Origin of the sequence: Paenibacillus sp. GCM10027629 (assembly GCF_042676425.1) — a bacterium.
Lineage (GTDB): Bacteria > Bacillota > Bacilli > Paenibacillales > Paenibacillaceae > Paenibacillus_K > Paenibacillus_K terrigena.
Genome location: NZ_JBHTGZ010000009.1, coordinates 2,068,295 through 2,093,728 on the forward strand (window position 1 = coordinate 2,068,295; position 25,434 = coordinate 2,093,728).

At 46.3% G+C, this 25,434-nt stretch carries 18 protein-coding genes and 1 riboswitch; of the genes, 1 reads left to right on the forward strand and 17 read right to left on the reverse strand.

Features of this window, described 5'->3' with window-relative positions:
* Nucleotides 1-76 precede the first annotated feature (76 nt).
* From ACFQZR_RS19120 to ACFQZR_RS19150, 7 genes are all read right to left on the reverse strand, one after another.
* On the reverse strand, nt 77-262 hold the full coding sequence (locus ACFQZR_RS19120) for a CAT RNA binding domain-containing protein (RefSeq protein ID WP_018754979.1): 186 nt from the start codon (nt 260-262) through the stop codon (nt 77-79).
* A gap of 530 nt (nt 263-792) precedes the next feature.
* Entirely contained in the window at nt 793-3,126 is a 2,334-nt protein-coding gene (locus ACFQZR_RS19125) for a M60 family metallopeptidase (protein ID WP_379348644.1), read from the reverse strand.
* Nucleotides 3,127-3,160: 34 nt separating this feature from the next.
* Nucleotides 3,161-4,813: a type 2 periplasmic-binding domain-containing protein gene (locus ACFQZR_RS19130; protein ID WP_379348646.1), complete on the reverse strand. Its 1,653-nt coding sequence runs from the start codon at nt 4,811-4,813 to the stop codon at nt 3,161-3,163.
* Between the two features lie 43 nt (nt 4,814-4,856).
* Complete coding sequence (locus ACFQZR_RS19135) at nt 4,857-5,741, reverse strand: carbohydrate ABC transporter permease (RefSeq protein WP_152394186.1); 885 nt, start codon at nt 5,739-5,741, stop codon at nt 4,857-4,859.
* Nucleotides 5,742-5,757: 16 nt separating this feature from the next.
* Nucleotides 5,758-6,690, reverse strand: a complete 933-nt coding sequence (locus tag ACFQZR_RS19140) for an ABC transporter permease (RefSeq protein WP_379348933.1) — start codon at nt 6,688-6,690, stop codon at nt 5,758-5,760.
* A 208-nt stretch (nt 6,691-6,898) separates the two neighbouring features.
* The gene (locus tag ACFQZR_RS19145) at nt 6,899-7,960 is read right to left on the reverse strand and encodes a LacI family DNA-binding transcriptional regulator (protein WP_379348649.1); all 1,062 of its coding nucleotides are present in this window, start codon (nt 7,958-7,960) and stop codon (nt 6,899-6,901) included.
* A gap of 334 nt (nt 7,961-8,294) precedes the next feature.
* Nucleotides 8,295-9,227: an aldo/keto reductase gene (locus ACFQZR_RS19150; RefSeq protein ID WP_379348651.1), complete on the reverse strand. Its 933-nt coding sequence runs from the start codon at nt 9,225-9,227 to the stop codon at nt 8,295-8,297.
* Nucleotides 9,228-9,411: 184 nt separating this feature from the next.
* Here ACFQZR_RS19150 and ACFQZR_RS19155 point away from each other — a divergent pair, with 184 nt between their 5' ends.
* Entirely contained in the window at nt 9,412-10,104 is a 693-nt protein-coding gene (locus tag ACFQZR_RS19155; RefSeq protein ID WP_379348653.1) for a FadR/GntR family transcriptional regulator, read from the forward strand.
* Between the two features lie 58 nt (nt 10,105-10,162).
* On the opposite strand, the gene ACFQZR_RS19160 is transcribed toward ACFQZR_RS19155, so the two are convergent.
* From ACFQZR_RS19160 to ACFQZR_RS19205, 10 genes are all read right to left on the reverse strand, one after another.
* Nucleotides 10,163-11,320, reverse strand: coding sequence for a trans-sulfuration enzyme family protein (locus tag ACFQZR_RS19160; RefSeq protein ID WP_379348655.1), 1,158 nt, complete (start codon nt 11,318-11,320; stop codon nt 10,163-10,165).
* Nucleotides 11,321-11,361: 41 nt separating this feature from the next.
* Nucleotides 11,362-12,150 (reverse strand): carbohydrate ABC transporter permease, encoded by a 789-nt coding sequence (locus ACFQZR_RS19165; protein WP_379348661.1) that lies wholly within the window; start codon nt 12,148-12,150, stop codon nt 11,362-11,364.
* A gap of 47 nt (nt 12,151-12,197) precedes the next feature.
* Complete coding sequence (locus ACFQZR_RS19170) at nt 12,198-13,109, reverse strand: carbohydrate ABC transporter permease (RefSeq protein WP_379348663.1); 912 nt, start codon at nt 13,107-13,109, stop codon at nt 12,198-12,200.
* Between the two features lie 71 nt (nt 13,110-13,180).
* Entirely contained in the window at nt 13,181-14,509 is a 1,329-nt protein-coding gene (locus ACFQZR_RS19175; RefSeq protein WP_379348665.1) for an ABC transporter substrate-binding protein, read from the reverse strand.
* Nucleotides 14,510-14,963: 454 nt separating this feature from the next.
* Nucleotides 14,964-19,154, reverse strand: coding sequence for a discoidin domain-containing protein (locus ACFQZR_RS19180; RefSeq protein ID WP_379348668.1), 4,191 nt, complete (start codon nt 19,152-19,154; stop codon nt 14,964-14,966).
* Nucleotides 19,155-19,635: 481 nt separating this feature from the next.
* Nucleotides 19,636-20,007 carry a DUF779 domain-containing protein gene (locus tag ACFQZR_RS19185; protein WP_379348670.1) on the reverse strand — a complete coding sequence of 124 codons (372 nt, stop codon included), beginning with the start codon at nt 20,005-20,007 and terminating at the stop codon, nt 19,636-19,638.
* Nucleotides 20,008-20,022: 15 nt separating this feature from the next.
* The gene (gene adh / locus ACFQZR_RS19190) at nt 20,023-21,543 is read right to left on the reverse strand and encodes an aldehyde dehydrogenase (protein WP_379348672.1); all 1,521 of its coding nucleotides are present in this window, start codon (nt 21,541-21,543) and stop codon (nt 20,023-20,025) included.
* A gap of 202 nt (nt 21,544-21,745) precedes the next feature.
* Nucleotides 21,746-22,210, reverse strand: coding sequence for a C40 family peptidase (locus ACFQZR_RS19195; protein ID WP_379348674.1), 465 nt, complete (start codon nt 22,208-22,210; stop codon nt 21,746-21,748).
* 1 nt (nt 22,211) lies between these two features.
* Nucleotides 22,212-22,347, reverse strand: a riboswitch (cyclic di-AMP (ydaO/yuaA leader).
* A gap of 377 nt (nt 22,348-22,724) precedes the next feature.
* Nucleotides 22,725-23,909, reverse strand: a complete 1,185-nt coding sequence (locus ACFQZR_RS19200; protein ID WP_379348676.1) for an NAD(P)-dependent malic enzyme — start codon at nt 23,907-23,909, stop codon at nt 22,725-22,727.
* Nucleotides 23,910-23,977: 68 nt separating this feature from the next.
* Complete coding sequence (locus tag ACFQZR_RS19205; protein WP_379348678.1) at nt 23,978-25,327, reverse strand: 2-hydroxycarboxylate transporter family protein; 1,350 nt, start codon at nt 25,325-25,327, stop codon at nt 23,978-23,980.
* Nucleotides 25,328-25,434: the final 107 nt, after the last annotated feature.

A 25,434-nucleotide genomic window follows, 5' to 3' on the forward strand; every position in this document is an offset into this window, starting at 1 on the left:
ATCGTCTCTTCTTCCAAAATCCAACAAAAAAAAAGACTAAACCCAAGGTAGCTGGCTTCAGTCTTTTTACGAATGATTACATCGATTTTGTACCGGAAATCGGCTGCATCATATACTCTTGGATAATATCCGCTTGCTGGATCATCATGCCTTCTTTTTTCTTAAATCCAATCCCTTTACCGAATGCGATGAATTGCGTGTTGCTCGAACCTTTCACAATAACAGCATTATGGGAAATAATTTGAACGATCTCACGATGCATCCTGTCATCTCTCCATTCCTATAAAAAGTTACTCCTACGAGCCTCTGACATCATCTCCCTCTTATTGTAATTGAATTCGCTTTCATTTTAAACTTACAAATGATTGAAAATTTCTTTATTTTGATTGAAAAATTTACTTTTTTGGGGTTACGGTGGCGTCCAATGGTAAATTGAGCTGCGTGCGGAAGCGGCTAACGAACTCAAGAATGCCTATTCCATCCAATGCATTTTCCCTCAAAAAGAGTTCAATAGCGTCACTAGAGTTCGTTAGCCCGAATTTAAGCGCTTTTTCTCACAAATAAGGCTGCTACGATTCGTTAGAAATGACGCGCCAAAGCTGTTCGAGGATTCGCAGCAAGCAACGATTACTCTCCCTCTGACGCCTCTCATATCAATAATCCCGCCAAGCACAAGTCTTGGCGGGACCACTTTTACACGCTAGGTTACAAAACGCTATCCACGTATCTATTCACATCTGCCGTTGTAGTTCAGGATCTGCTATACCGATCTTCCCTCCAAGGATTCCAATCCTATGCTTGCTCGGTCAACGTCCAAATCGGAGAAGCAGGCGGATTCAAGTGGAGCGCCGCGACTTTCTGTCTCGCCTCCTCTGTCATCGGGAATCCCCAACGATCGAAGAACTCCACAAGATTGCAGCGGCTTACTTTGGAAGCCATTAACACAAACAGATCGATCTTCTGCTGCTCATCCTCATCTTCGTCCATCGATACCTGCACCCTAGGCAGCTCGCGATAAGCAATATGTAGGTTCGTGTAGAACTGCCAACCAAAGGCCATTTGCAGCTGCTTGATCATGACGAGCCGTTCAAAATAGCCCGTATGCTCAAAATTTTTACCGGCATAATCGCTGTTCACAAACTCGATCGCTTTATCGTAATATGTCTTTCCGTTCTTATCCAGCTCGAACAGTCTGGATTGATTGCCATATGCAAGCTGAATGTGCAGCGAATGCAGGTTAACGGATACTTCGACGATTGGCTCCCAGAACCACGGAATTTGCTGGTAGTTATGACCAAGCTCATGCCAGAAGCCCCATGCATTCGTCTGAATGACATTCACGTCTACCGCTTCCTTGGAAGTAACACCCTCGAAGAACATAATGGGATAACCGGAATGCATCCAACCGGCACTAATCTGAATGTCCGCCACGAGCCGCTGCGGATTATCCGGGCTTCGGTGCGGAATGTCCCGATCTTGCGCAACACCAACCAGCTGATCGTAACGTTCGGCGATTTCATCCCACTTGGCCATCAATTGCTCTGGATGCGTAAGCGTCAGTGCATCAGCAGCCGGGACGGTTACGATGATCCGTTTCCCCTGCAGCTCGGCCCAAGGCGCAGGATAATGCTTGATCGAATCATTCCATTCCTGATCGGTCGTCTGACCCAGTACGAAATACGGGGCGCGCACGGCACCATGAATCGTAACGCTTAATTTAACACCCGCCTGAGATTTCCTTGGAATGAGATAAATAAGCCCTCCATACGGGCTATTCAATCGATTAACGCCCGGATGAAGCCTTTCCTTCAACGCAACGATCGGAGCGCGGTCCCATTTGGGGTTATCACACAGATTGTCGGTATGGATGCCGATTTGCGCGTCAAGTTGCAGGTGGCCCGCATCTTCTGGAACGACGATGCTTATTATGCTGCCAGCCGGTGCGTATAGGCCGGTGCTGTGCCAATTCTCTGGCGCGCTCAGCATGCGCATATAGCTTAAATCCAAGTAGTCGAAATTGACCTCTCTGACTTGATCGTTCACGATGGTCGCATCATCACGGACTTCCCGCGGGAACACGGCTGCATACGGTGATTTCTCATTGTCTGGATTCAGCGTAACGTTATGGAACGCATAAGACAAGATCGTCGCTGTATAGGGCAGCTTCGCTCGATCCAGCGGCAGCGCGACCGGCTCGATGACCGCTGCTTCCTCTTGAATGGTTCTTAGCAGCGGCGCATCATCTGGAAGTGCGCGAACGATACCATCGACAATCGCGGTCATGACTCGCACCTTGTCTTCGACACTGGCGTCCGGCTTGCCAATCTCGAGCTGCTCGAACGACAGCACGCCGCTCTCAATCGCCGCCATCTGCTCCCACAGCTGCATCGCATGACTATGGATCGCTTGATCACCGCTTAGCCTCGGCAGCTTATCCGTGGGGCGTACGTACCACTGCGCGACGCTGTCGAGCAGCAGCAGCCCAAATCCGTACAGCATCTTCTGCAGTGGGAAGCCGCCAAGCTGCTTAGGCCGACCAACAGCGCGTGTGCTGAATGCTTCCGCTGGAGAAGCACACAGCTGCCAACCTTTCTGCGCAACGATTAGTGCTCCGCCACGTTGTACATACGCCGTAAGGACAGGAACATCTATCTCCTTGATGGAAGCATCCACATAGGCAGCAGGATACAGCGACGGATCGAGATCAGCTAATGACCAATCATCGATTGGCATTGTTCCGATCGGAAGAGCCGCATCGACCTCAAGTGTATCCTTAGCCGTTGCGAGCATCAAGACTCCTCTGCCTTCCAGCGCATCACGATAAACACCGGAATCCGCTGTCAGCCATAGTAATAGATTACGAGCAAGTGTACTACATACCGCATCGGATCCAGCAAGATCAAAATAGGACTCGTTGCCGAGCGTCACGACACGGCCTTGACCGTATCGTGACGCTGCGATGATTGGGCTTGACTCCGGCGCGACGAGTACAGAGAATGCCTCGTTGCTGATCGCGGCGACCCCGCCGCTCTTGACGAACACAGGAAGCGATTCGATATCCCGGTAGATCAGATCTAAATCATCTTTCAATCTTGCTGCGTTTTTTTGAGCCACTTCGATTCCCATTCTATAACCTCCCGCTTCCGTTTCCGTTCTTTTTCTATTTTTCGCTCATATAACGGTCATACGCTTGTTTATAAATTTCCATGTAGCGATCCAGGTTCATTTTTTGGATCGTCGAAACGTATTCATCCCACTTGTCGAATGATTCGTCGCCGATAATGAATTTATCTCGCATTTCACCTACATACGTCGTAATGTCATTAGCAATCGTCGTCAGCTCTTCGGTCTCTTCAGCCGTATAGTTGAACGATGGCCACACGTCGTCAATTTTGATCGTGAACGGCTCAGCTTTCTTCGCATTGTCGACTGAGGTTGGACGCCCTTCCGCACCTTTGAAAAATTTCTGCTTCACGATGCCCGGATAATAACCGCCCGGCCACATCAAGTATTGGCTGATCGCTTGATCAAGGGTCAGGCCTTTCGGATTTTTTGTGATTTCATCCGTATATTCGAATTCGCCGTTCGGCATTTCTTTGTACGTCAAGTCTTTCCAACCGAGGAAGAACATCTTGGCCCCTTCATCACTATAGAAGTAGTCCATCCATCTGACCATTTCAGCTGGATTTTTGTTGTTAGCCGTCAATACGAACATGCCAAGGCCGCCTACTGGAGAACCAAGCATCGTATTGATCCTGTCGCCATGCGGACCTTCGAGCACCGGTGAACCAATGTACCCCTCTTGGTTAAATACCGCAGATGGATCTACACTATCAAGGAACGCGTACACGCCGGTCGAAGCTTTGGACGTAAATTCCGTATCTTTACCGTTCAACGTGAACAACTCGCTGTCGAGCAATCCGTCTTTATAGAGCTTGTGCGCATATTCGAGCAATTCCTTGTAACGCGTATCCGTCGGAATAAAGCGCAAGCTGCCGCTGCTTGGATCCGTATCCACATAAGGATGTGTAGAACCGTGGGTCCCAAGGCCGAACGAGCCCTTTAGGAAACTGATGAGTCCGTCTGCGCCATATCCACTGCCCCAACCGATTTCATCAGCTTTGCCGTTCTTGTTCGGATCTTTCTCCTTGATCGCTTTCAATACATTATAGAAATCGTCAAGCGTTGTCGGCTCCTGTAAGCCGAGATTGTCAAGCCATTCCTTCTTCATCCACGGCGTGCCGTAGAACAGTGACTTAAATTCCGGATCGTAAATCGTCGGCATCCCATAGATGCTGCCATCCGGCATCGTAATTGCTTTTCGCACAAGCGGATATTTCTCCATAATGGCCTTAAAGTTCGGCGCATACTGGTCAATGTAATCGTTCAGCTTCAGGAACGCGCCTTCTTGCCCATATTTAATCAAATCCGCACGCGGAATTGCTGCGGCGAAGAACATATCAGGCAAATCACCGCCGCCCAGCACGATATTGCGCTTCTCCTTCAAGTTCGATTGCGATGCAACAGTCCAGTCAATATGGATATTCGTCATCTTCTCGTATTCCTGCCACAGCTTTAACGTATTCCAATCAGCAAAATCGTATAGCTTAGAGCCGAATCCCTTGATCGTGATTTTGTCTTTGACGATCGGGAAGCCTTCCTTTGTCGCATTATCCGATGCCGTATCGGTCGTCCCTTTCGCTGTATCTTTGCCCTTCTCCGCGGCCGTATTGTCTCCTCCGCTGCAGCCTGCAAATAACGAAACCATTAGTGTAAGTACGAGCAGTAGTAGACTGAACTTTCTTCCTTTCATGTCGTTACCCCTCCATCAATATTTTCATATGGTCTTACGATGACTAACCCTTCAACGCCCCGATCATTACGCCTTTCACGAAATACTTCTGCAAGAACGGGTACAGCAGCAATACCGGCAAATTGGCCACTACGATAATGGCATATTTGATCCCTTCCACACTCATCGCCTGCTTCGCGACCGCTTCCTGCGTCAGCTTCGCCATATCCTTCATCGAGTTCTGAATGAGCATTTCCCTCAATATAAGCTGCAGCGGGAACTTATCCTTGTCATTCAAATAGATCAAGGCATTAAAGAACGCGTTCCAGTGGCCGACAGCATAGAATAGAATCATAACCGCAATGACAGGCATTGATAACGGGAGCACGATCCGAATCAAAATCTGCCAGTTGGCGCAGCCGTCGATCATCGCCGACTCCTGAATTTCATGCGGAATGCTGGATTGGAAGAACGTACGCATGATGATAATGTTCCAGACCGATACAGCATTCGGAATCACCATCACCCAGAACGTGTCGAGCATATGCAGTTTTTTGATCAGCAGATACGTCGGAATGAGACCGCCACTGAAGAACAGTGTGACCACCATCATCGCCATTACGAAATTCCGGCCTGCAAAATCTTTGCGAGACATCGGATAAGCAGCAAGAATGGTCATCAGCAGATTGATCGATGTTCCGACGAGCGTATATACAATCGTATTTCTGTAGCCGATCCACAAATCTTTGTTCTGAAAAATTTTCGAGTACGCATCCAAGTTAATGCCTTTCGGCAGCAGCCACATTTCGCCGCGCAGTACAAAATCCGGTTTGGAAAAAGAGGCGCTTAGTACGAACACCAACGGATAAATGACAACGGCGGCGATCAGCGCGAGCAGGATATAATTGATTATCTCGACCAGACGGTCTCCACGGCTTTGCAATCCCATAGCATTATTTCACTCCTTACCACAAGCTGGTATCATTCACTCGGCGAGCCACATAATTGACCGTGACGAGCAAGACGAAATTAATGATTGAATTGAATAGATCCACAGCAGTCGAGAAGCTGTATTGCGCATCCAATATCCCGCTGCGATAGACATACGTTGATATAATATCCGAGCCTGACATGTTCAAGTTGTTCTGCATAAGGAGCACTTTCTCGAAGCCGATGCTTAAGACCGAGCCGAGATTCAAGATCAGCAAAATGACGATAGTCGGCATAATGCCTGGAATATTGATGTGCCAAATGCGCTGCAGTTTGGTTGCGCCGTCAACTTTGGCCGCCTCATGAAGCTGCGTATCAATGCCCGACAACGAAGCCAAGTAAATAATCGAGCTCCAACCCGCTGTCTGCCACACATCTGAGAATACATATAAGGTCTTGAACCATCCCGCACTTGTCATGAATGCGATCGGGTCACCGCCAAAAGCTTGAATGATATGATTGATGAGGCCGGTTCTAGGTGAGAGGAAGATGAAGAGCATCCCCACGATCACAACGGTGGAAAGAAAATACGGCGCATAGGTGATCGTCTGAACGAATTTTTTGAACCGGTTCGATTTGACCTCGTTCAGCATGAGCGCAAGAATAATCGGAATCGGGAAGCCGATCGCCAGTGAATAGACACCAAGCAAGAAAGAATTCTTAATCAACCGCCAAAAATAATAGCTGTCAAAAAAGCGTTCGAAATGTTTGAAGCCGACCCATGGACTATCCCAGATACCTTTAAATGCGGAAAAATCTTTGAATGCGATTTGTATGCCGTACAATGGAAGGTAAGCGAAGATGATGAAGAAAGCGATTACAGGAATAATCATTAAGTATAAATCCCAATTTCGTTTGACCGTTTTTAATAGCGGAGAGGATGCTGTGCGGGTTCGGTCTTTGTGGATTGGGACATCAGGCGTAACTTGTTCCAAGAATTCATCGACCCTCTTTCATAAAATAGGGTATTGGTGCGACCTCTACGACACGACCGCCTGAACGAATGGATTCGGTGGCAGCGCATAAATTTGGGCACAAAATATGATAACGTTTGCCCTATAGTCACAGGAAATGACGGGCATCTTGGTTGACTGATCTTATGACCCGTGACTGCCTTTACTCATTCCTCTTATAGTCTGAAGACTGGCGTACAATAAGCTCATACGGCATTAATAACTGAAAGGTTGGACGGAAGTCACTCTGCATATAATCAATCAATGTCTTGATCGCCGTCATCCCCAACTCGAATTTCGGCACATGAATCGTTGATAATGGCGGCGAAGTATATTGCGACAGTTCAATATTATCGATGCCGATAAACGCAATATCTTGCGGGACGCGGAATCCCCGTTCAATGGCCGCTCTCATGGCTGGAAGCGCCAATCGATCGCTGGCCCCGAATATGGCTGTAGGCAGCTGCCTTCCTTGGCTTCGCTCCAACATTTCCAGCATCCAGCTGTAGCTCCGATCAACGACCCACTTCGTATTAACGAGCCACTCTTTACGGATCTCCAGACCGGCTTTCTGCATCGATAGCTTATATCCAATATAACGCTCATCGCTCTCGAGTTCCCCGTCGCAGCCATGCCCGCCGATATAGCCAATCTCCCGATGGCCTTGCCCAATCAAATGATTGACAGCCGTTTCCGCAGCGGCGATATGGTCGAAATTAATATTCTGAATGTCTGGGCTATCCGACATGACACCAACGACAGCCGGAATATGCTTCTGGATCAAGCGGACAATGTCGTCCTCCTCGTTGACATCCCCAAACAAGATCACCCCGTCGACCCGATGCTCATTGAGCATCTTATGTAGCGTCACTTCATTACGAAGTTCCTTGAACGTGAGCACGTAAGCGAACGTATATCCGTTGTCCTCGAGCATTTTTCGCATGCCGGCAAAAATCGTGTTGAAGAACGGATCCTGCTCTGCTGAATATAGCGTCCAAGAGGAGATGAACCCGATTTGCATCGATGGCTGCTTCGTAGCCGAATTCTTCTTCATAACCAGCTTGCGCGCAGATTCATTGGGCTCATAGCCAAGCTCTTGAACAGCACGCCAAATTTTGCTTCTTGTCTCCTCACTGACATGTTTGGTCACATCGCTGTTGATGACGCGGGAGACGGTGGATATCGACACGCCGACAGCTTCTGCTATATCTTTTAAAGTTGTCACTTGCAATGCTCCTTTTTTGCCATTCATTAATGATTTCAAACTGCACTCTTCCATTGTACTGGAAGCGCAATATCAAATCATACCCAAATGTTCTGGCACAAACACCTGATTATCCGCAAATCACCACCCCAACATTTGCCCAAAAATTCGGGCAAAAATGTGTATAATGTCATTGATTTTTCACCCAAATGTTTACAAGGATCATTTTATTATGAATGCGCTTACACGTCAATCACTTTTGTTCAAATATTTGTAACATATTATAACTGGGTTTAGATAGAAAAAAACACGAATTTCAGAGTGTGCTCTAAAATCCGTGCCGTAACTAAACCACCTATTCTGTACGCAGATCCAGCCATCGAATCTCCTCCCTGGTGAGCTCCAATTCCGTCGCGGTAAGACATGACTTCAATTCCACATCGTTGCGAGGGCCAATGACAGCGCCTGTTGGGAAGGACTGATTAAGCACATACGCCAATGCAATCTGCGTCGTTGATACGCCTTTCTTCACACCTAGTTCCTCCGCACGACGGTAGCGTTCCCAGTTCGCATCATTGTAGAAAATCCGCACGAGATCAGCATTCGAACGATCTTCCGGGGTGTACCGTCCCGAGAAGAACCCCCGCCCTAATGCAGACCAAGACAAAATAGGCAATTGACTGCGTTCGTGCCATGCTAGCATATCCTCATCGACACTCACACATCCCGGCCAGAATGGCTCCATCGCCTTCGCAAGGCATAGATTCGGACTACTAAATGAGAAGCCTTTCAAGCCATGGTCTGCCGCATATTGATTCGCTTCGGCAAGGCGCGCTGCGCTCCAGTTCGACGCACCGATCACACCAATCCGCCCCTCTTCGAGGTGCTCATTCAACGCTTCGAGAATCGCGCCGACCGGTTGATTCGGATCATCACGATGCAGAGCATAAAGTTCAGTACGTTCCGTCTGAACACGATCTAAGCTAATCAGCAGTTCCTCGCGAATGGCCGCTTTATGTACACGGGGACCGTCTTTGTTCGGATGTGCGCCTTTCAATAGAAGATTGATCTCTCCCCTATTCTTTCTCGCTTCAAGCCACATGCCGATCGATCGCTCACTCTTGCCAGCTCCATAATGATAGGCCGTGTCAATCGTATTGCCGCCAATGGCAACATAACTGTCGAGTACCCTGCAAACTTCTTCGAAGTTCTCCGGCTCGAAGAAGTCGGAACCCATAATAAGCCTGGATACGTTCTTTCGAAGTCCTTCGAAAGAAATATACTTCATTCTGTCATCTCCCTTTGGCGATTCATATGAACGAAATTCTATCCTAGACGCACCTCTTTTATTCATATCGTAGGGCAATAAATCTTGAATCATAGTGGAGATATAATAGACACGATCTTTCTTTATCAGTAACACTAAGCTATAATACAGTATGATAGGTATAGAAATAAGGGGGACCCTTACGTTGCAAAAAATTAAAAAGATGCAGCTGCATGAGATCGCAGCACAAGAAATTGTGCATTACATTCAAGAGAATGGCTTGCAGAAAGGGGACAAACTTCCCTCACTCGAAGAGATGAGCAAATTGCTCGATGTTAGTCGCACTTCGATTCGCGAAGCTCTCCGATCTCTTGAAGCAATGGAGTTTGTCAAGATGATCAACGGAAAGGGCGTCTTCGTCGATGATACTTCTTCCTACCGCTTCTCGACCAAAATCGATGTCAGCAATGAGAAGACACTGCTGTTGCAAGCTTGCCAGGTTCGCAGGGCTCTTGAAGGACTCGCCGTTGAACTCGCAACAGAACATGCTACAGAAGAACAAATCGAAAGAATGCTGCATTATTTGAACGAGATTAGGAGTAATCCAGATGGTCCGATTACACGTCTGGCTGACAAAAATTTTCACCAAACGATTTATGAAGCATCCAGAAATAAAGTTCTACAAAGCATCATCACTTCAATGTCCACGTTGTTCGACACATTCTGGGAGACCGCTCCACTCGGTCAAAATAGATTGTTCACAGATACATTCCCATTCCATCCATGTATCGCTGAAGCCATAGCTAAGCGTGATAAGAAACAAGCTGTTATGCAATTCAACTTACTAATGGATGCGATCGAGGGCAATATTCAGAAAGTACCCACGGATAACAAATGAGAAAAGTCCGGATGACAACGCAACTCGTGCTGTCATCCGGACTTTTTTTGATGCTTCTTTACTTCATTCCACAACCGATGCCTTCAAACGCTTGTTCCATATCGCGAATAAGATCATCAGGCTCCTCCAAGCCGATATACAAGCGAACGATAAATTTACCGTCGGATTGTTCCTTCATATAGATCAGACTTTCGTAACCGCCCCAACTGATCCCTTTACGGAATAACTGCAGGGAATTCGCCCATTGTCTCATGTTATCCATGGAGATAGCTGTTTCAAAAGACAATAGACTGTTACTTCCGAGCATCTGCGTCTTGAATAAATCATGCTGCGGATGATTGGGAAGCCCGGGATGATTAACACGGATAATATGCGGCCTTGTATTCAGGTAACTCGCAATTAGCAGCCCATTCTGCTCATGCTTCTGCATCCGCAGCGGCAGCGTCCGTAATCCTCGCATAAAAATAGCAGCACTCTGCGGATGAAGAATCCCTCCCAAGAGCTGAAATTCGCTAGCGAACAATTCATCCATATGCTTCTGCGACCCAATAATAACACCACCGACCAGATCGCTATGACCGGAGATGTATTTCGTCATCGAATGAACAACCAGATCGATCCCGTATTGAAGCGGATTCTGAAACATAGGTGTGGCCCAGGTATTATCGATAATCGTTGTTGCCCCGATCCTTGCAGCAAGCACAGCGCACTCACGTAAATCCTGCAATTCAAACGTTAAACTGGTCGGACTTTCTAAATAAATGAGACGGGTATTTTCTTGAACGGCCGCTTCGATCTGCGCGATATCTTTCCCATCGACAAAGCTCGTCTCAATGTTAAATTTGCTTAGATACTGCTCCATAAATTTCTTCGCTGGCCCGTAGGCACCATCCACGCAGACAATGTGATCTCCCGATCGTATAACGGATAGAATAGCTGTGGAAATAGCGGCCATACCCGAGGCGAAACAACGAGCCCTTTCCCCGCCTTCCAGCTTCGCAAGCTTATCTTCTAGCATTGCCACAGTCGGATTGTTCCCTCTTGTATAAATCATTGAACTGACTTCAAGAGCGAGTGCCGTCTCTAACTCTTCATGTGTTTTAAAGGTAAATAGGCTATTCTGATACACTGGAAACGATACAGCTCCATAATGCCTTTCATCATGCGGATCATGCACGATGATCGTCTCTTTGTTCAGGTTTACGGGTTCCCGCATGTTCTTCCATCCTTCCCTAGTACATGTCACTTGTCATCGAACTATCCCTTCTCCGCGCCTTGCGTTAATCCACCCACGATCATTTTCTGACAGAACGCAAAAATAATGATCGTCGGAATAACGGATAAGACAGCGCCTGCGGACATCGGCCCCCAATCAATATTAAACTTCGTAATGAACCCGTTTATCGCCACCGGAATCGTCTTTGAGCTCTCCTGATCAATAAACATAATGGACAGGAACAATTCGTTCCAATTCTGGACGAAGGCAAAAATAAACGTAGCTGCGATCCCCGGAAGCATCACCGGTAGGATCACGCGAATTAAGGCCGATAGGCGAGAGCAGCCATCGATCATCGCAGCCTCTTCCAGACTGGACGGAATCCGTTGGAAGAACCCTCGCAGCATAATGGTACAGAACGGAATTAACCCTGCTGTATAGACGATCATCAAGGAATATAGCTTATTGAGCAGCCCGAAATGAGACATCATGATATACAATGGAGCGAAACCGATAAATGCAGGGATCATTTGCGTCAAGAAAAAGGCATACATAATCTGTTTATTTCCTTTAAAATGGTATCGGGCCAGCACATAAGCACTGAGTACCGCGATCATCAGCACAACCAATGAAGCCGTCAGCGAGACAATCAAGCTGTTCATAATGTAAATGTGAAAATTAGATATATTGAAAATATTAATAAAATTGTCAAAGGTAATATGCGCCGGCCAATATTGCAGTGGGATAGAGAAAATTTCGTCTGATGGCTTTAACGAAGTTATCGTAATCCAGTAGAGCGGAAAGACCATGACGATCAAAAACAAACTCAAGAAAAGAACCTTCAAAGAGATTCCTAGAGACTGAAGCCGATGTTTCATTAAAAGTCAGCCCCTTTCCCAGACTTCGTCGCCGTCAGGTAGAATATGGTATACATTGCTAAGAGAATAATCATGATGACACCTGCCGCTCCGGCTTGACCATAATCCCCGCCGAACATGATTTTGTCCATCATGTACGTCGCCAGAATATGTGTCGATCCCGCCGGTCCCCCATTCGTCATCGCATAGATGATGTCCGGGAAGTTGAATATCCATATCACCCGCAGCAGCGTCGAAGCTATAATTGTCGGCATAATGTACGGAATGGTTACGTAGAACAGCTTGTGGAACCAATTCGCCCCATCGATTCCTGCAGATTCATACAGATCGTCTGGAATCGATTGAAGTGCTGCGAGCAGCATGATCGCAAAGAAGGCAATACCGTACCATACATTCGCTACGATGACGGAAGCAAGCGACCAGTTCGGATCGGACAAAAATCCGATGCGTTCCTCGATTAGCCCCACTTTTAACAGCAAATCGTTAATAACTCCAATTTGTCCATTCAACATCCATCTCCAGATGATGCCGATTAGGAATCCAGACATTGCCCAAGAGTAGAATACAAAGCCTTGGTATACGCCTCTGCCCTTAAACGGCTTTTTCAGCAGGAGCGCTAGAATAAACCCAATGACAAATTGAAAGATCAAAGATACGAACACCCAATAGAAGCTATTGGATAAGGCTTGCAGAAATTGCGGCTGTTCGAAAATCGTCTTGAAATTGTCCAGCCCAATGAAGTGGATGTCCGTTAAGTCAAATAAGGTATAGTTCTGAAAAGCCATCCCAATGCCCCGGAAAAACGGATAAAACGTAAATATCCCAACCATGAGAATAGCCGGAAGCAAACAGAAGAAGATGAATTTACTTTGACTGGATACCGGTTTTCTCGCTTTTACGGTGTTCTTCATTTCTTTCCTCCTCTCGATGCCAAGACGGAGATTGGAGACAAGGCTCCAATCTCCCCTATTTGATGCTCGATTTATTTCTTCTGATTTGCTTTTTGATCTGTCCAATATTTATCCCAGTTTTTCAACACATCGTCGATCGAACGTTGTTTTAAAATCAATGCTTGATTATCTTCCACCGCTATTTTCTTAGACTCGCCATAACCCTGATAATCTGTTGCATCCCGCATCATGAGATACGCATCCGGCTTGCTGTTCATTTCGATGAATGGTTGATACGCGCCCTTTTTGAAGAACTCATCATCGGCAGCTGTCGTATGGATTGGAATTAATCCAACAGCCTTCGCGAACACCAAATTCTGGTCGGGATTTGACAAGAATTCAATCAGTTTCCAAGCCTCTTCTTTATGTTTGCTGTAGGAAGTCATTCCCCAGCCAGCCGCACCTACAAACCTTGGTGCTTTCCCTGTTGGACCGAGCGGGATTGGTGCCGTAGCCCATGTACCTTCTTTCATCTTCTCTTTGGTTACGGCGATGACGTCCGGATCATTGATCAACATCGCTGTTACACCCGAAACAAAGCTCTCCACAGTTTCCGAGAATGCCCAGTTCGTTGAATCTTTCGGAGAAGCCTCTTGATAAATTTTTGTGAATAAATCCATGGCTTGCTTGGATTCTGGCGTTGAGAATATTGTTTTCCCGTCTTTGAGGAACATCGAATCATCCGGATTGATCTGATCCGCGTTGAACGCTTGAGTTATCATCAGCGTAAAGTTATCTCCACCTGCACCGCCTCGATAAGCATAGCCATACCGGTTTTGCGCGGGATCTGTCAGGGCCTTCCCTTTCTCATATACTTCTTGCCATGTTGCCGGTGGAGTCATTCCTTTGGCATCGAACCAATCTTTACGGTAGAATAAGATCTTCTGATACAGACCGTATGGGATGTAATATGGCGTATTGTTGATGTAATTCGCTGACATCTTCGCACTATCATTCAACGTTTTATAGTTTTCCCACTTACTGGTATACGACTTCAAATCTTCAATGAATTGGTTGGTGACAAACTGCTTTGCCGTAATATCTCGTACCTCAAGCACGTCTAAATCTTCTTTTGCGGCGAGCATCGTTGCAATCTTCGTATCTGCGTTTTGCAGCGGTGGGGAGATCAGTTCGACTTTAATGCCGGGATTCTGCTGTTCGAACTCGGCCAGCATTTTCTTGAGCACCTCCGTCCTCTCCGGACTTGTCAAGCTTTCAATCATCTTGAGCGTGACCGTATTCCCAGCTTTGGAAGCGCTGTCATTATTGTCTTTAGATGAGGAACCACAACCTGACAAAACCATAGAGATCAGCATAACAAATGCAAAAACAGATAAAACCATTCTCTTTGTACGAACCATTCTAGAAAACCTCCCCAATTTTTTAGACTTAGTACAGTTGAAGTTATACGATCTATGACGAATGCAATCAAACTATATAACTGTATACCTGTATTACAGGTAAATATAGTATAATAAATATGCGCTGTCAATATCTCTTCAAATTTTATATTTTTATTAAATTTTTACTGAATATTTCGATCGATTTAGTTATACCGATTGAAAATGATCAATTCAGGCTCCATAAATTCAATTTAATAAGTTTTTTTGGAATAATATTACTTAAAAATATACTCTTAACATGTTTGCTGTCAATTTATTTTTACTAAAATTTTGTATATTTTACTATCGAAGTTCGAATGAAAATATAATAAATAAAAAATCCCTGTCGGGCCATAAAGGCACCTACAGGGATCTCGAATCAATGGTCCTTATTAAACTGATTAGATTCAAGCCAACACTACACGGTGTTCTTCTATTGCAAGATCGCTTTGGCAACGATGGCAAGGTCTTCAATATCCACTTTACCATCATGATTGACATCCGCTTTCGCATTCCAGCCTGGCTGCCCCTCTTGCTTGCCGTAAGCCGCTGCCACAATCGCCAAGTCTCCGACCGTGATCCCATCTTTTCCATTGACATCGGCGGAGATTTTCTTACTTTCGAACACTTGAACGGCCGCTTCCAATGCAGTTTTCGCGCTATCCACCTGCTGTTGCGTAACATTCGGATCGCTCTCTGTCGCACGCGCAGCATTGATCGCCGACTGCAATTGTGCTTTGGATCCAACAGCATACAGACCGTGCCCGTTACCTTCCACGGCAGCATCGTGCTTAGTCTGAGCACCAACGATAGCAGCATTCAAACGTGACTTATCTACAGAGATATCCATATGCAATTTATGGGAGGTTCCGTTAACTTCTAGCTCGTTCCCCTCACCGCTCGCAATAGCAACATGGTCTACCGAAGCGGTCGTTTCGGTTCCCTGTGTTGCTGCTCTTACGGTAAATTTAAAGGTTAGTAAATCGCCTTGTGCTTGCACGCCTTGGTTCGCACCTACGCTCGCAGCTACAATCCGGATGTGTCCTGGCACGGCCTCCTTCTGATCGATGACCTGAAATCCGTCTTTCAGCGATGTGACTGATTCGAACTGCATGTACGCCGGGTCATAATGAAGCGTCAGATCTTGCGCATACATGCGCTGATATACGCTTTGCGTCACGCCGCTCAGTCCCATCGTCAGATGGAACGTTTGGCCAGGGCTAACCTTATCAGTCCCGGTTATCACCGTCTGCGGCCCGCCCGTTGTATCTAGTAGTACATTGATTTCCGCAGCCGAAGCCCACCCATTGACGCCCGCCGTTGCTTCCAGCTTCACGTAGGCTGCATCAATAGGTGCAAATGCCGCGTATTTCAGTGTACTGTCATCCGCCCATTTCCCACTTGCCGCCTTCGTAAAGGTCACCCCATCCGTGCTTACATAGACATTGTAGCCCGTAATGATACCATTCGAGCCAGATTGTCTTGGCATATACGCGACTTGATTGATTTGATATGTTCCGCCAAGGTTTAATGTAATGGATTGCGGGAGAACATCGGATTTATCCCACTTCGTATGCCACATCGTCTGCGGGTTTCCATCAATGGCATTGGAAGCCCGATCATTTCCGCTGCTCGTTTCTTCGCTTGTTGCCGCTGCCTTCATTTGTGACTGTGGAATGTTATTGACCGTCACGCGAACGCTTGTGGTCAATGGAACGTTATCCGGGTTTACTATTTCAGAAGGCAGAGTTACAATTCCTGTTACAGTAAAAATCTGCCCCGTTATTGCCGTTGGATCGTAATTTGTGCCGTTCATATCCCATGATACATTAGCATCCACCACTCCCCCATAAGTTAGAAGTGATACTTTATCGGGCAAGCCAAGGGCTGCCGCTGTCTTTGCTGTTCCGATCGCCAAGCCCGTTATCGCTGCAGGTGTTTGGATGCTTTTTAGCTTATTATCCACGGGAACCACTTCAGAGAGAACGATTCGATCGAGATCCGGCGTGTATGCAGCATCGTTATAGAATTTAATCGAGTTATTACCGCTATTGAGTTGAATCGTGAGCGAAACAGGGGACGCAGTTTGGCTCCAGGAGCTTCCCGTCACTTTAACTTCCTGAGCGGCTCCGCCATTCACGCTGACAAAGAAAGATCTCGTGCCCGACAAAATGCTATAGATCGTCATCTTGTACGTGCCCGCTGCAGGCACATCGGCTTTTAATGTCACATAGCTGTTCGAATCATTGCCGATATTTCCAACATATTGGCCGCCGGAAGCTGCCGAAAGATTCCCGATCTTCGCATTTCCACTGATCGTGCCGCTCTCCCCCTCCATGCTGAGGTCATAGCGCTCCACATGGATCGCTGCGGCAGCAGCTAGATTCCCCGAGGCTGTAATCGCCGTAAGCCTTACATACTTGGCTGAGACCGGCGCAAAAGCCGCTGTTTTCTCCGTTATATCATCGGCCCAATTACCTCTTGCGACTTCTATGAAATGACCTCCGTCTGTACTGGCTTCTATGCGGTATGAGGTAATCATCCCCTTGGTTTGGCCGTCTAATCTTGGTAAATATCTTAGTTTCGAAATCGTATAACTTCCGCCGAATTCTAGCGTGATCGACTGAGGTAGGTTGGCTGATGGCGACGATGCCGACTGCCAGAAGGATGCGCCTTCCCCGTCGACGGCTTGATTCGCCACATGACCGTCTTGTTGACTGGTTGCAGTTGCGGTGATTTGATACCAAGGAATATCATTTGAATTCAGTACCTGATCATTGCTTCTCGAAACAATAAACCCTTGATTTGGATCAATAGCATCGTAATTTGGATACATGTTGTAGAAATTTATCTTCTTGGTTACGCCGCTCTGCGTGAAGGTGTTGCCGGCGACAGCGACGGATTTCGAGCCTCTAAAATCAAGGCTGAGCCCGCCTTCCTGAACCACATTATTCGTAAAGCTGAATCCATGAACGCCTTTGCCTTGTATATTTGCCGTACCGTTCATTTTGAAAATATTCCCATCAACTCGAATGTTACTATGTACGGTTTTAGCTGGGTCCGTGGAAGACGTGCTTGGATCAACGTCGATTACTGCATTCCCCGTATAATTAAACGTATTATTGCTGATGGTTACGTCTCTTACCATCCCCGACTCATACCAGCTGCTCGCATCGTCAGCAATCAAAATGGCACTCATTCTTGTTCGATCGAATGTATTATGATCGATGAGCACTTTCCCCCGCGTTGTCACGAGAATGCCTCGCGTCGGAACGGATTCGAACGTAGAGCCTGTGATCGTCACATTCGGGGTCCAGGTTGCGTTCTCGACCATATATTGATTGACGGTGACCGAGCTAGGAACATTTCGATCTAATGTCAGAAGGATATTATAATTGTCAACGCGTGTAACTGCGGTAACTATCGCATGATCAACTGCAAGCAGACTTGAAGCATTAATGTACTCAATCGCGTCGTTCACGGCAAAGGCGTCGAAGCCCCAACTTTGATCATGCTTAAATTGTACTTTAATCTGATTGGGAGCCGGTTTGTCGACGATCTGAAGATGCGTGCCGTGCACATTAATCGGATCATCATGCGCTCCGAAAAAGTTCGAATCGTTAACCTTAATTTCGCCCTTACACCCGGAGAACTGCATGAAATCCGCCATGGATGCGTTGGTACGTCCGCTTCCCACTCTCGGTGCAAAGTTAAATTGCTCGAAGAATAGATTTTCACTATATTGCGCAACGATACCAAGCCCGGGAGCAGCATAGAAATTGACCCCAGTCCATGTGATATCCTTGCTTCGATAGATGAAGGCGCCTTGCTCCTTGCGAATGTCGTTGCGGAACTGAAAGGTGTGCCCGACGGTTAGGCTTGGAGCGCTGTTATAATTGAACCGCACTCGCCTGTTCCCCAAATCCTGAACGCTCGTCACGCCCGATAAAGGATTCGATCTTCTCCAAGTCTCCTTCGTAACCGGATCATACTCCTGAACTTGCGTAATGTTTGAATATCCGCGTGCGGTCCAGTTATCCAGCGGATTGCCGCTGTGATCTACTTCACCGGTCCATTTTAATTGGTTGTTCGATATACTATATAACGAATCCTCATGAATTTCTGCTTCGATCGAAGTGCCGGACACAGCCTGTACCGTCAATTCGGACACAACCGGCCGCTTAAAATCAAAGCTGATATGCTCCATATTCACATTCGTGACATGGTCAAATACGATTGGCGTAACGACGCCATGGAACATGAACGTGGAGTGATTTCCCCGAATCGTCATGTCTTGGATGTCTTTAAACAAGATGGCGACCTTCTTAGAAGCACCATCCGGATTACTGCTCTGACTTGCCGTGTTGGACACATAATAATCCGCTGTGATCGCAGATGCATCTTTGAAGTGATATGTGCCTGTTGGAAAATCCAGGATAACCGGCTTAGGAGCGTTTTTGGCGGCAGCGATTGCTTCTGCGACTGCAGGGCCGGCGTCGTCTCCGCTATATTGAACCGTAATGACTGTATAATTCATACCTTTGATCGTCTCCATGCTCTGAGTATAATTCGTTGCGGCGTGCGCTGGATGTGACTGGAACGTGAACGCAAATGCAGCAATCAAGATTGTTAAGGAGGAAAGCTTGAAAGCGGAAACTCTACAACTACAAAGCAACCATTTCAACAATAATAATACCACCTTTCACATCATCTTTATTTCGTTTAATCGTTGAATGCGTTTTCTCCAGATCATGCATTAATAATTTGGCGATTCCTACTATCCCCCTCTCATACTCCAACCTTCCCTATATTATATCGATCTCAATTTATAGAGATAATATAAGATCCTCATCAGTTCTATGAAAATTCAGATGTTTCATATGTCGTTGATCAGGCTCCGGTATTATGATCATAGTGTTTGAACCATGCAATGCAAAACTCGAAAATTAATAAAAACTATAAATATGATAGAAAACATACATGAAAAAATTACATTTTCTCTAAAAATACGTCTTCTTCACATAAAAAAGCCGCTCATTCCTATTGGGATCTGAGCGGCATCGTTCATTTATGATTTGGATATCGTTTGTTTCAGCACATGTTCACTAAGAATCAATCAGACCCAACAAACGTCGTTCTTCCTCCGTGAACAACCTTGAACGCGTCAGAAATCGCTTGCCTTCCGGTCCTTCAAGGGAGAACATCCCCCCTCTGCCAGGCACAACGTCGATGATCAGCTGCGTATTTTTCCAATAGTCATATTGTGCTTTACTCATATAGAAAGGCGCTCCGCCAATGTCCCCCAAACATACATCGCTATCCCCGATGAGAAGCTCCCCTTGTACATAGCACATGGGAGAGCTGCCGTCACAGCAGCCGCCAGACTGGTGGAACATGACGGGACCATACTTGGCTTTCACCCTCTCGATCAGTTCTAATGCAGCATCGGTAGCGATAACCTTGTTCACTTCTATCATCGAAAACCGCCGCTCTTAGAAGAATCCGAGTGCGTCAGGACTATAGCTTACGAGCAGGTTCTTGGTCTGCTGGTAATGGGAGAGCATCATTTTGTGATTCTCGCGCCCGATCCCCGAGTGTTTGTAGCCTCCGAATGCCGCGTGAGCAGGGTACGCATGGTAGCAATTCGTCCAGACCCGGCCAGCTTGAATGCCGCGACCGAAGCGGTATGCTGTGTTCATGTCGCGCGTCCATACGCCTGCGCCAAGTCCGTAGAGCGTATCATTCGCAATGGCCAGTGCCTCCTCCTGATCCTTGAACGTCGTAACGGAGACAACCGGTCCGAAGATTTCCTCTTGGAAGATTCGCATCTTATTATGTCCTTGAAGTACCGTAGGCTCGACATAATAACCGTCAGACAGTTCCCCATCCAGCGCAGCCCGGTTACCGCCGATAAGACACGTAGCACCTTCCTGCCGACCGATATCGATATAGCTAAGAATCTTCTCGAGCTGCTCAGTTGAGGCCTGGGCCCCAATCATCGTATCCGTATCGAGTGGATTCCCCTGCTTGATGGCTGCGACCCGCTGGAGTGCTCTCTCCATAAATTGATCATAGAACGATTCCTGAATTAACGCTCGAGACGGGCATGTACACACCTCACCTTGATTCAAGGCGAACATCGTAAACCCTTCGAGTGCTTTATTGAAGAATGCATCGTCCCGCGCGAATACATCCTCGAAGAAAATGTTCGGAGACTTCCCGCCCAGCTCCAAGGTCACCGGAATGATATTTTGCGATGCATACTGCATAATTAGGCGCCCTGTTGTCGTCTCACCGGTAAAGGCAATTTTCGAAATTCGACTGCTCGATGCGAGCGGCTTGCCTGCTTCAAGTCCAAAGCCGTTGACGATATTGACGACACCTGGGGGCAGTAAATCCTCAATAAGTTCCATCAGCACCAAGATCGATGCGGGCGTCTGCTCCGCTGGCTTCAAGACGACCGCATTGCCCGCAGCAAGTGCAGGTGCAAGCTTCCAAGTCGCCATGAGCAGTGGGAAGTTCCAAGGAATAATCTGCCCGACAACCCCTAGTGGCTCATTGAAATGATATGCCACCGTATTGTCATCCAATTGACTGAGTGAACCTTCTTGCGCGCGAATACATCCTGCAAAATAGCGAAAATGATCAATCGCGAGCGGAAGATCAGCATTGAGCGTCTCTCGAATCGGTTTGCCGTTGTCCCACGTCTCTGCAACCGCTAACATTTCTAAATTGGCTTCGATCCGATCGGCAATTTTATTCAGGATCACGGATCGCTCCTGAACGGACGTACGGCCCCATGCATCCTTCGCAGCATGCGCAGCATCCAGTGCCAACTCGATATCCTCAGAGGTAGAACGTGGAATCTCGCAGAATATGCGATGATTGACCGGCGATACATTCTCGAAGTATTCACCTTTCACAGGCGCCACCCACTGGCCTCCAATAAAATTCTCATACCTCTTCGCAAAAGTTATCTTTGCTCCTTGTTGTCCTGGTTGTGCATAAATCATCTTATTCAGCCTCCTCAATATACATTTCACATTACTGATGTATATAGGACAAGACCCGAATGTATTACGAATATCATTATCCTAGAGTGTAATTCATCCAATGGAGAATGAAACGGCTCTTTGTCGATCAATTGCAATAACAAAAGGACAAGCCAGTAAGTAGTTTTACTTACGATCTTGTCCTTTAAGATTTCCCTTATTTTCAGCTCATCATTTTATGATAACTTTGCTGACTTACAACACGTCTAGCAGTAACATAACGATTTTTATAATAGGAATCTGACAGATTACTTATCGTTACACCTCTGCTGCTGGATGAATGCGCAAACTTATTGTTGCCAAGGAAAATGCCTACGTGAGATATCCCTTGTCCACTCGTATTAAAGAACACTAAGTCCCCTGCACGTAGATTTTCCTGATCTACCGATGTGCCTTCTTTTGCCTGTGTATTTGAAGTACGGGGTAAATCTAACTTAAATTTATCAAAAATATATTGAATGAAACCCGAGCAATCAAACCCAGCTTTTGTCGTACCTCCCCAGAGGTACGGCGTCCCTATGACTTTATCAACTTCATTTGCAAGATTAGGCGAACTCGCATATGTACTAGTAGCGCCTGCGGACAACATAATTGCCGCTCCTAACACTGATATAATTACTTTCTTCATGATGTTCTCCCTTCGATGCCTACGGAGTTAGCTGAGGGTTCGGTAGAAGGTTCCCTATATCCTTAAATAGATTAGAATAATTCACCCAGAATTGGTTCCCCCGTTTTCTCTAAATAGAAATTCGGCCAAATATTAATTTTTTGTAACTTTTAATAATGTAGTATATTTTCAGGCATTTTGTCAATTCATCATATAGAAAAGCTTACTTTAGTCACATGCTAGACACCTGAAGTGAAACGACACCTTGATACTATAGACTTTTGTCCTATTGAGCATTGATGAAATATCATAATATTACAATGACAAGAAACAATAATGATTCAAAAAATATCAATTACAAAATTGTAAATATTCATCAATACTATATAATGAGCGAAAATAGAAAAGCCTTGATTAAGTGATGAACACTCATTCAAGGCAATATACGAAATCATACTTGAAGTTTGAATTGAAAACCTATAATTGGCAATGAATAAGTTCGATTCCGACGAACCAATGTCCACCATTAACCGCCCTAGCCAATGCTAGGTACCAAGCTTTTACGTGCTACTCCGCTATTTAGCGCAGCCTCAGCAACGGCCTTCCGGATTCTTTCTACCACACGTATATCAAAAGCATCCGGAATAATATATTTCTCATTCAAATCTGCTGGATCAATCACGGAAGAGATGGCTTCTGCAGCTGCAAGCTTCATCTCATCGGTAATATCCGTAGCCTCGCTATCCAGCGCACCTCTGAAAATTCCAGGGAAACATAGTACATTATTAATTTGATTCGGGAAGTCTGAACGGCCAGTCGCCATTACTTTTACATATGGGGCCGCTAGTCTAGGATCAATTTCCGGCGTCGGATTGGCCATCGCGAATACAATCGGGTCCTTCGCCATATGTTGAAGATCCTCTACGGTCAACATATTCGGCGCGGATACACCGATAAATACATCTGCTCCTTTGATGATATCTGACAGTTGTCCGGTTTCCAGGTTTGGATTAGTGAGTTGAGCGAAATCGCTCCAGTGTGGCAGATCATACTGTATGTTTCGGCTAATCGCACCCTGACGGTCAACCCCAATCAGATTCACGGCACCTGCTTGCAGCAGCATTTTGGATATCGAGATGCCGGCAGCACCGACACCGTTCACGACGATTTTGACATCTTTCATATTTTTATCGCAGACCTTCAGCGCATTCAGCAATCCGGCAAGCACGACAATAGCCGTTCCGTGCTGATCATCATGGAACACTGGAATGTCTAGTTCTTCTCTTAATCTCTTCTCGATTTCGAAGCATCGTGGTGAAGAAATATCCTCCAGATTGATCCCTCCAAAGGTCGGCGCAAGCGCCTTGACGACGGATATAATTTCTTCTGTATCTTTCGTATCAAGACAGATCGGTACCGCATCCACGTCAGCGAACTGTTTGAATAGCGCGGCCTTTCCCTCCATGACCGGCATCGCTGCTTTAGGTCCAATGTCACCAAGCCCCAAAACAGCTGTCCCGTCTGAAATAACTGCTACTGTATTTTTTTTGGTCGTCAGCTCATACGCCTGAGCATCATCTTGGGCAATGGCCTGACACACTTTAGCTACGCCCGGAGTATAGACCTTAGATAAGTCTTCTTTGGTAAGAATCGGAGTCTTCAATGTTGTCTCCAGTTTGCCGCCTTTATGCAAATTCATGATTTCTTCTAATAGTTCCATAGTATCTCCTCCAATATTGGCTAATGCTTACGCTATCCACTTCTGATCTATCTGTTGCTCGAGCTTCTTCAGCCACCCCATACTGCTATTAGCAGTGTAGCTGCGACTACTGTAAGCGCACCGCCAATTCGCGTAGAAATCTGGGCGAAAGGCATTAGTTCCATCCGTCCGGATGCTGACAGAATGGCTACGTCGCCCGTACCGCCGAGACCGCCACGGCAACCTGTTACAATCGCTGCTTCTACAGGATACATGTTGACCCATTTACCAACGAAATAACCCGTAAGAATCATTGCTGCGATAACCGTTGCACAAACCAGAATATAAGGAATCGAGATGATAGCAGCTACATCCTTCAGCGGAATATACAACATTCCTAGACCGACCATCAGCGGCCAAGTCAATGTGCTAGAAATAAACTTGTACAAGTGGTACGCACCCTGCTCGATTTTCGCTGGCAGCAAGTTGAACACTTTAAGCAGCGCAGCGGCAAAAATCATCAAAATCGGTCCTGGAATACCTATAAACGGTGACAACAGGTGACCCGTGATGAATAAACCGCAGGCAAACAACAATCCCGCTCCCATGAGCAAAAAGTCCGGTTTAATCGAATCATAGGTACTTCCGCTAAGTTTCTTGCCATCCTTCGATTTAACCAGGACACCATTACCTGTAATCGATGGATTTCGATCCGCCATTTTTTTCAGCAGCCCCGCGCCAATAATAGCAAATACATTTCCAATGACCGCAGCTGGAATCATTTGTGCCACATAATGAGCGGATTCGCCGCCAAGAATTTGTGAGAACGCAATCGATAACGGCAATATACCTTCGCCAACACCTCCGCCGATAATTGGAACAACGATGTAAAATAAGGCATGATGTGCGCTATAACCAAGCAGCATCGCAACGCCAACCCCAGCAGCGACAGCAGCCACCGTTCCAAGCAGCATCGGGATGAAAATACGGGTGAAACCGCTGATTAGCGTGGTACGATTCATTCCAGTAATACTGCCAGCCACTAGGACAGAAATATATAAATAAAGGAAGTTTGACGTCTTCATTAATGTCGTCACAGAATCCATAACTGAAGGGTTCAACACATTCCAGAACACCAGAAATGAAGGAATCATTAACGACAGAATTGCAGGACCGCCAATGTTTTTCAAAATTGGAATCTTGAATCCGAGATCACTGAGCAGCACACCCAGGACGATAATAACCGCGAACCCGCCGATCATATCGTTAGGCAATTCACCAAGTGCAGCGGCGGCAAAAATAACAAGTGCGAATACGATGTATAACGGTAATGGGATAACACCTACCTTAAGCTGCATGAATTTTTGCCACAATCCTTGTTTAGGTTTCGATGATTGCTCTTTTTCTAATCCGACTGACGTCTGTATTGCATTTTCCATGTCCTCTTAACCTCCTTGAATCGTTTACATTTCCATCATAAACCGTTTGAAAGCGCTTTTGTTTTTATGTAAATATTGAATGCATTTTGTAAATTATTAAAGTAAGC

What these genes read in the sequence shown, in the direction of transcription:
- ACFQZR_RS19120 (WP_018754979.1), bottom strand. Translation starts at nt 262, where the DNA reads ATGCATCGTGAGATCGTTCAAATTATTTCCCATAATGCTGTTATTGTG.
- ACFQZR_RS19125 (WP_379348644.1), bottom strand. Translation starts at nt 3,126, where the DNA reads ATGGGAATCGAAGTGGCTCAAAAAAACGCAGCAAGATTGAAAGATGAT.
- ACFQZR_RS19130 (WP_379348646.1), bottom strand. Translation starts at nt 4,813, where the DNA reads ATGAAAGGAAGAAAGTTCAGTCTACTACTGCTCGTACTTACACTAATG.
- ACFQZR_RS19135 (WP_152394186.1), bottom strand. Translation starts at nt 5,741, where the DNA reads ATGGGATTGCAAAGCCGTGGAGACCGTCTGGTCGAGATAATCAATTAT.
- ACFQZR_RS19150 (WP_379348651.1), bottom strand. Translation starts at nt 9,227, where the DNA reads ATGAAGTATATTTCTTTCGAAGGACTTCGAAAGAACGTATCCAGGCTT.
- ACFQZR_RS19160 (WP_379348655.1), bottom strand. Translation starts at nt 11,320, where the DNA reads ATGCGGGAACCCGTAAACCTGAACAAAGAGACGATCATCGTGCATGAT.
- ACFQZR_RS19170 (WP_379348663.1), bottom strand. Translation starts at nt 13,109, where the DNA reads ATGAAGAACACCGTAAAAGCGAGAAAACCGGTATCCAGTCAAAGTAAA.
- ACFQZR_RS19175 (WP_379348665.1), bottom strand. Translation starts at nt 14,509, where the DNA reads ATGGTTCGTACAAAGAGAATGGTTTTATCTGTTTTTGCATTTGTTATG.
- ACFQZR_RS19185 (WP_379348670.1), bottom strand. Translation starts at nt 20,007, where the DNA reads ATGATAGAAGTGAACAAGGTTATCGCTACCGATGCTGCATTAGAACTG.
- adh (WP_379348672.1), bottom strand. Translation starts at nt 21,543, where the DNA reads ATGATTTATGCACAACCAGGACAACAAGGAGCAAAGATAACTTTTGCG.
- ACFQZR_RS19195 (WP_379348674.1), bottom strand. Translation starts at nt 22,210, where the DNA reads ATGAAGAAAGTAATTATATCAGTGTTAGGAGCGGCAATTATGTTGTCC.
- ACFQZR_RS19200 (WP_379348676.1), bottom strand. Translation starts at nt 23,909, where the DNA reads ATGGAACTATTAGAAGAAATCATGAATTTGCATAAAGGCGGCAAACTG.
- ACFQZR_RS19205 (WP_379348678.1), bottom strand. Translation starts at nt 25,327, where the DNA reads ATGGAAAATGCAATACAGACGTCAGTCGGATTAGAAAAAGAGCAATCA.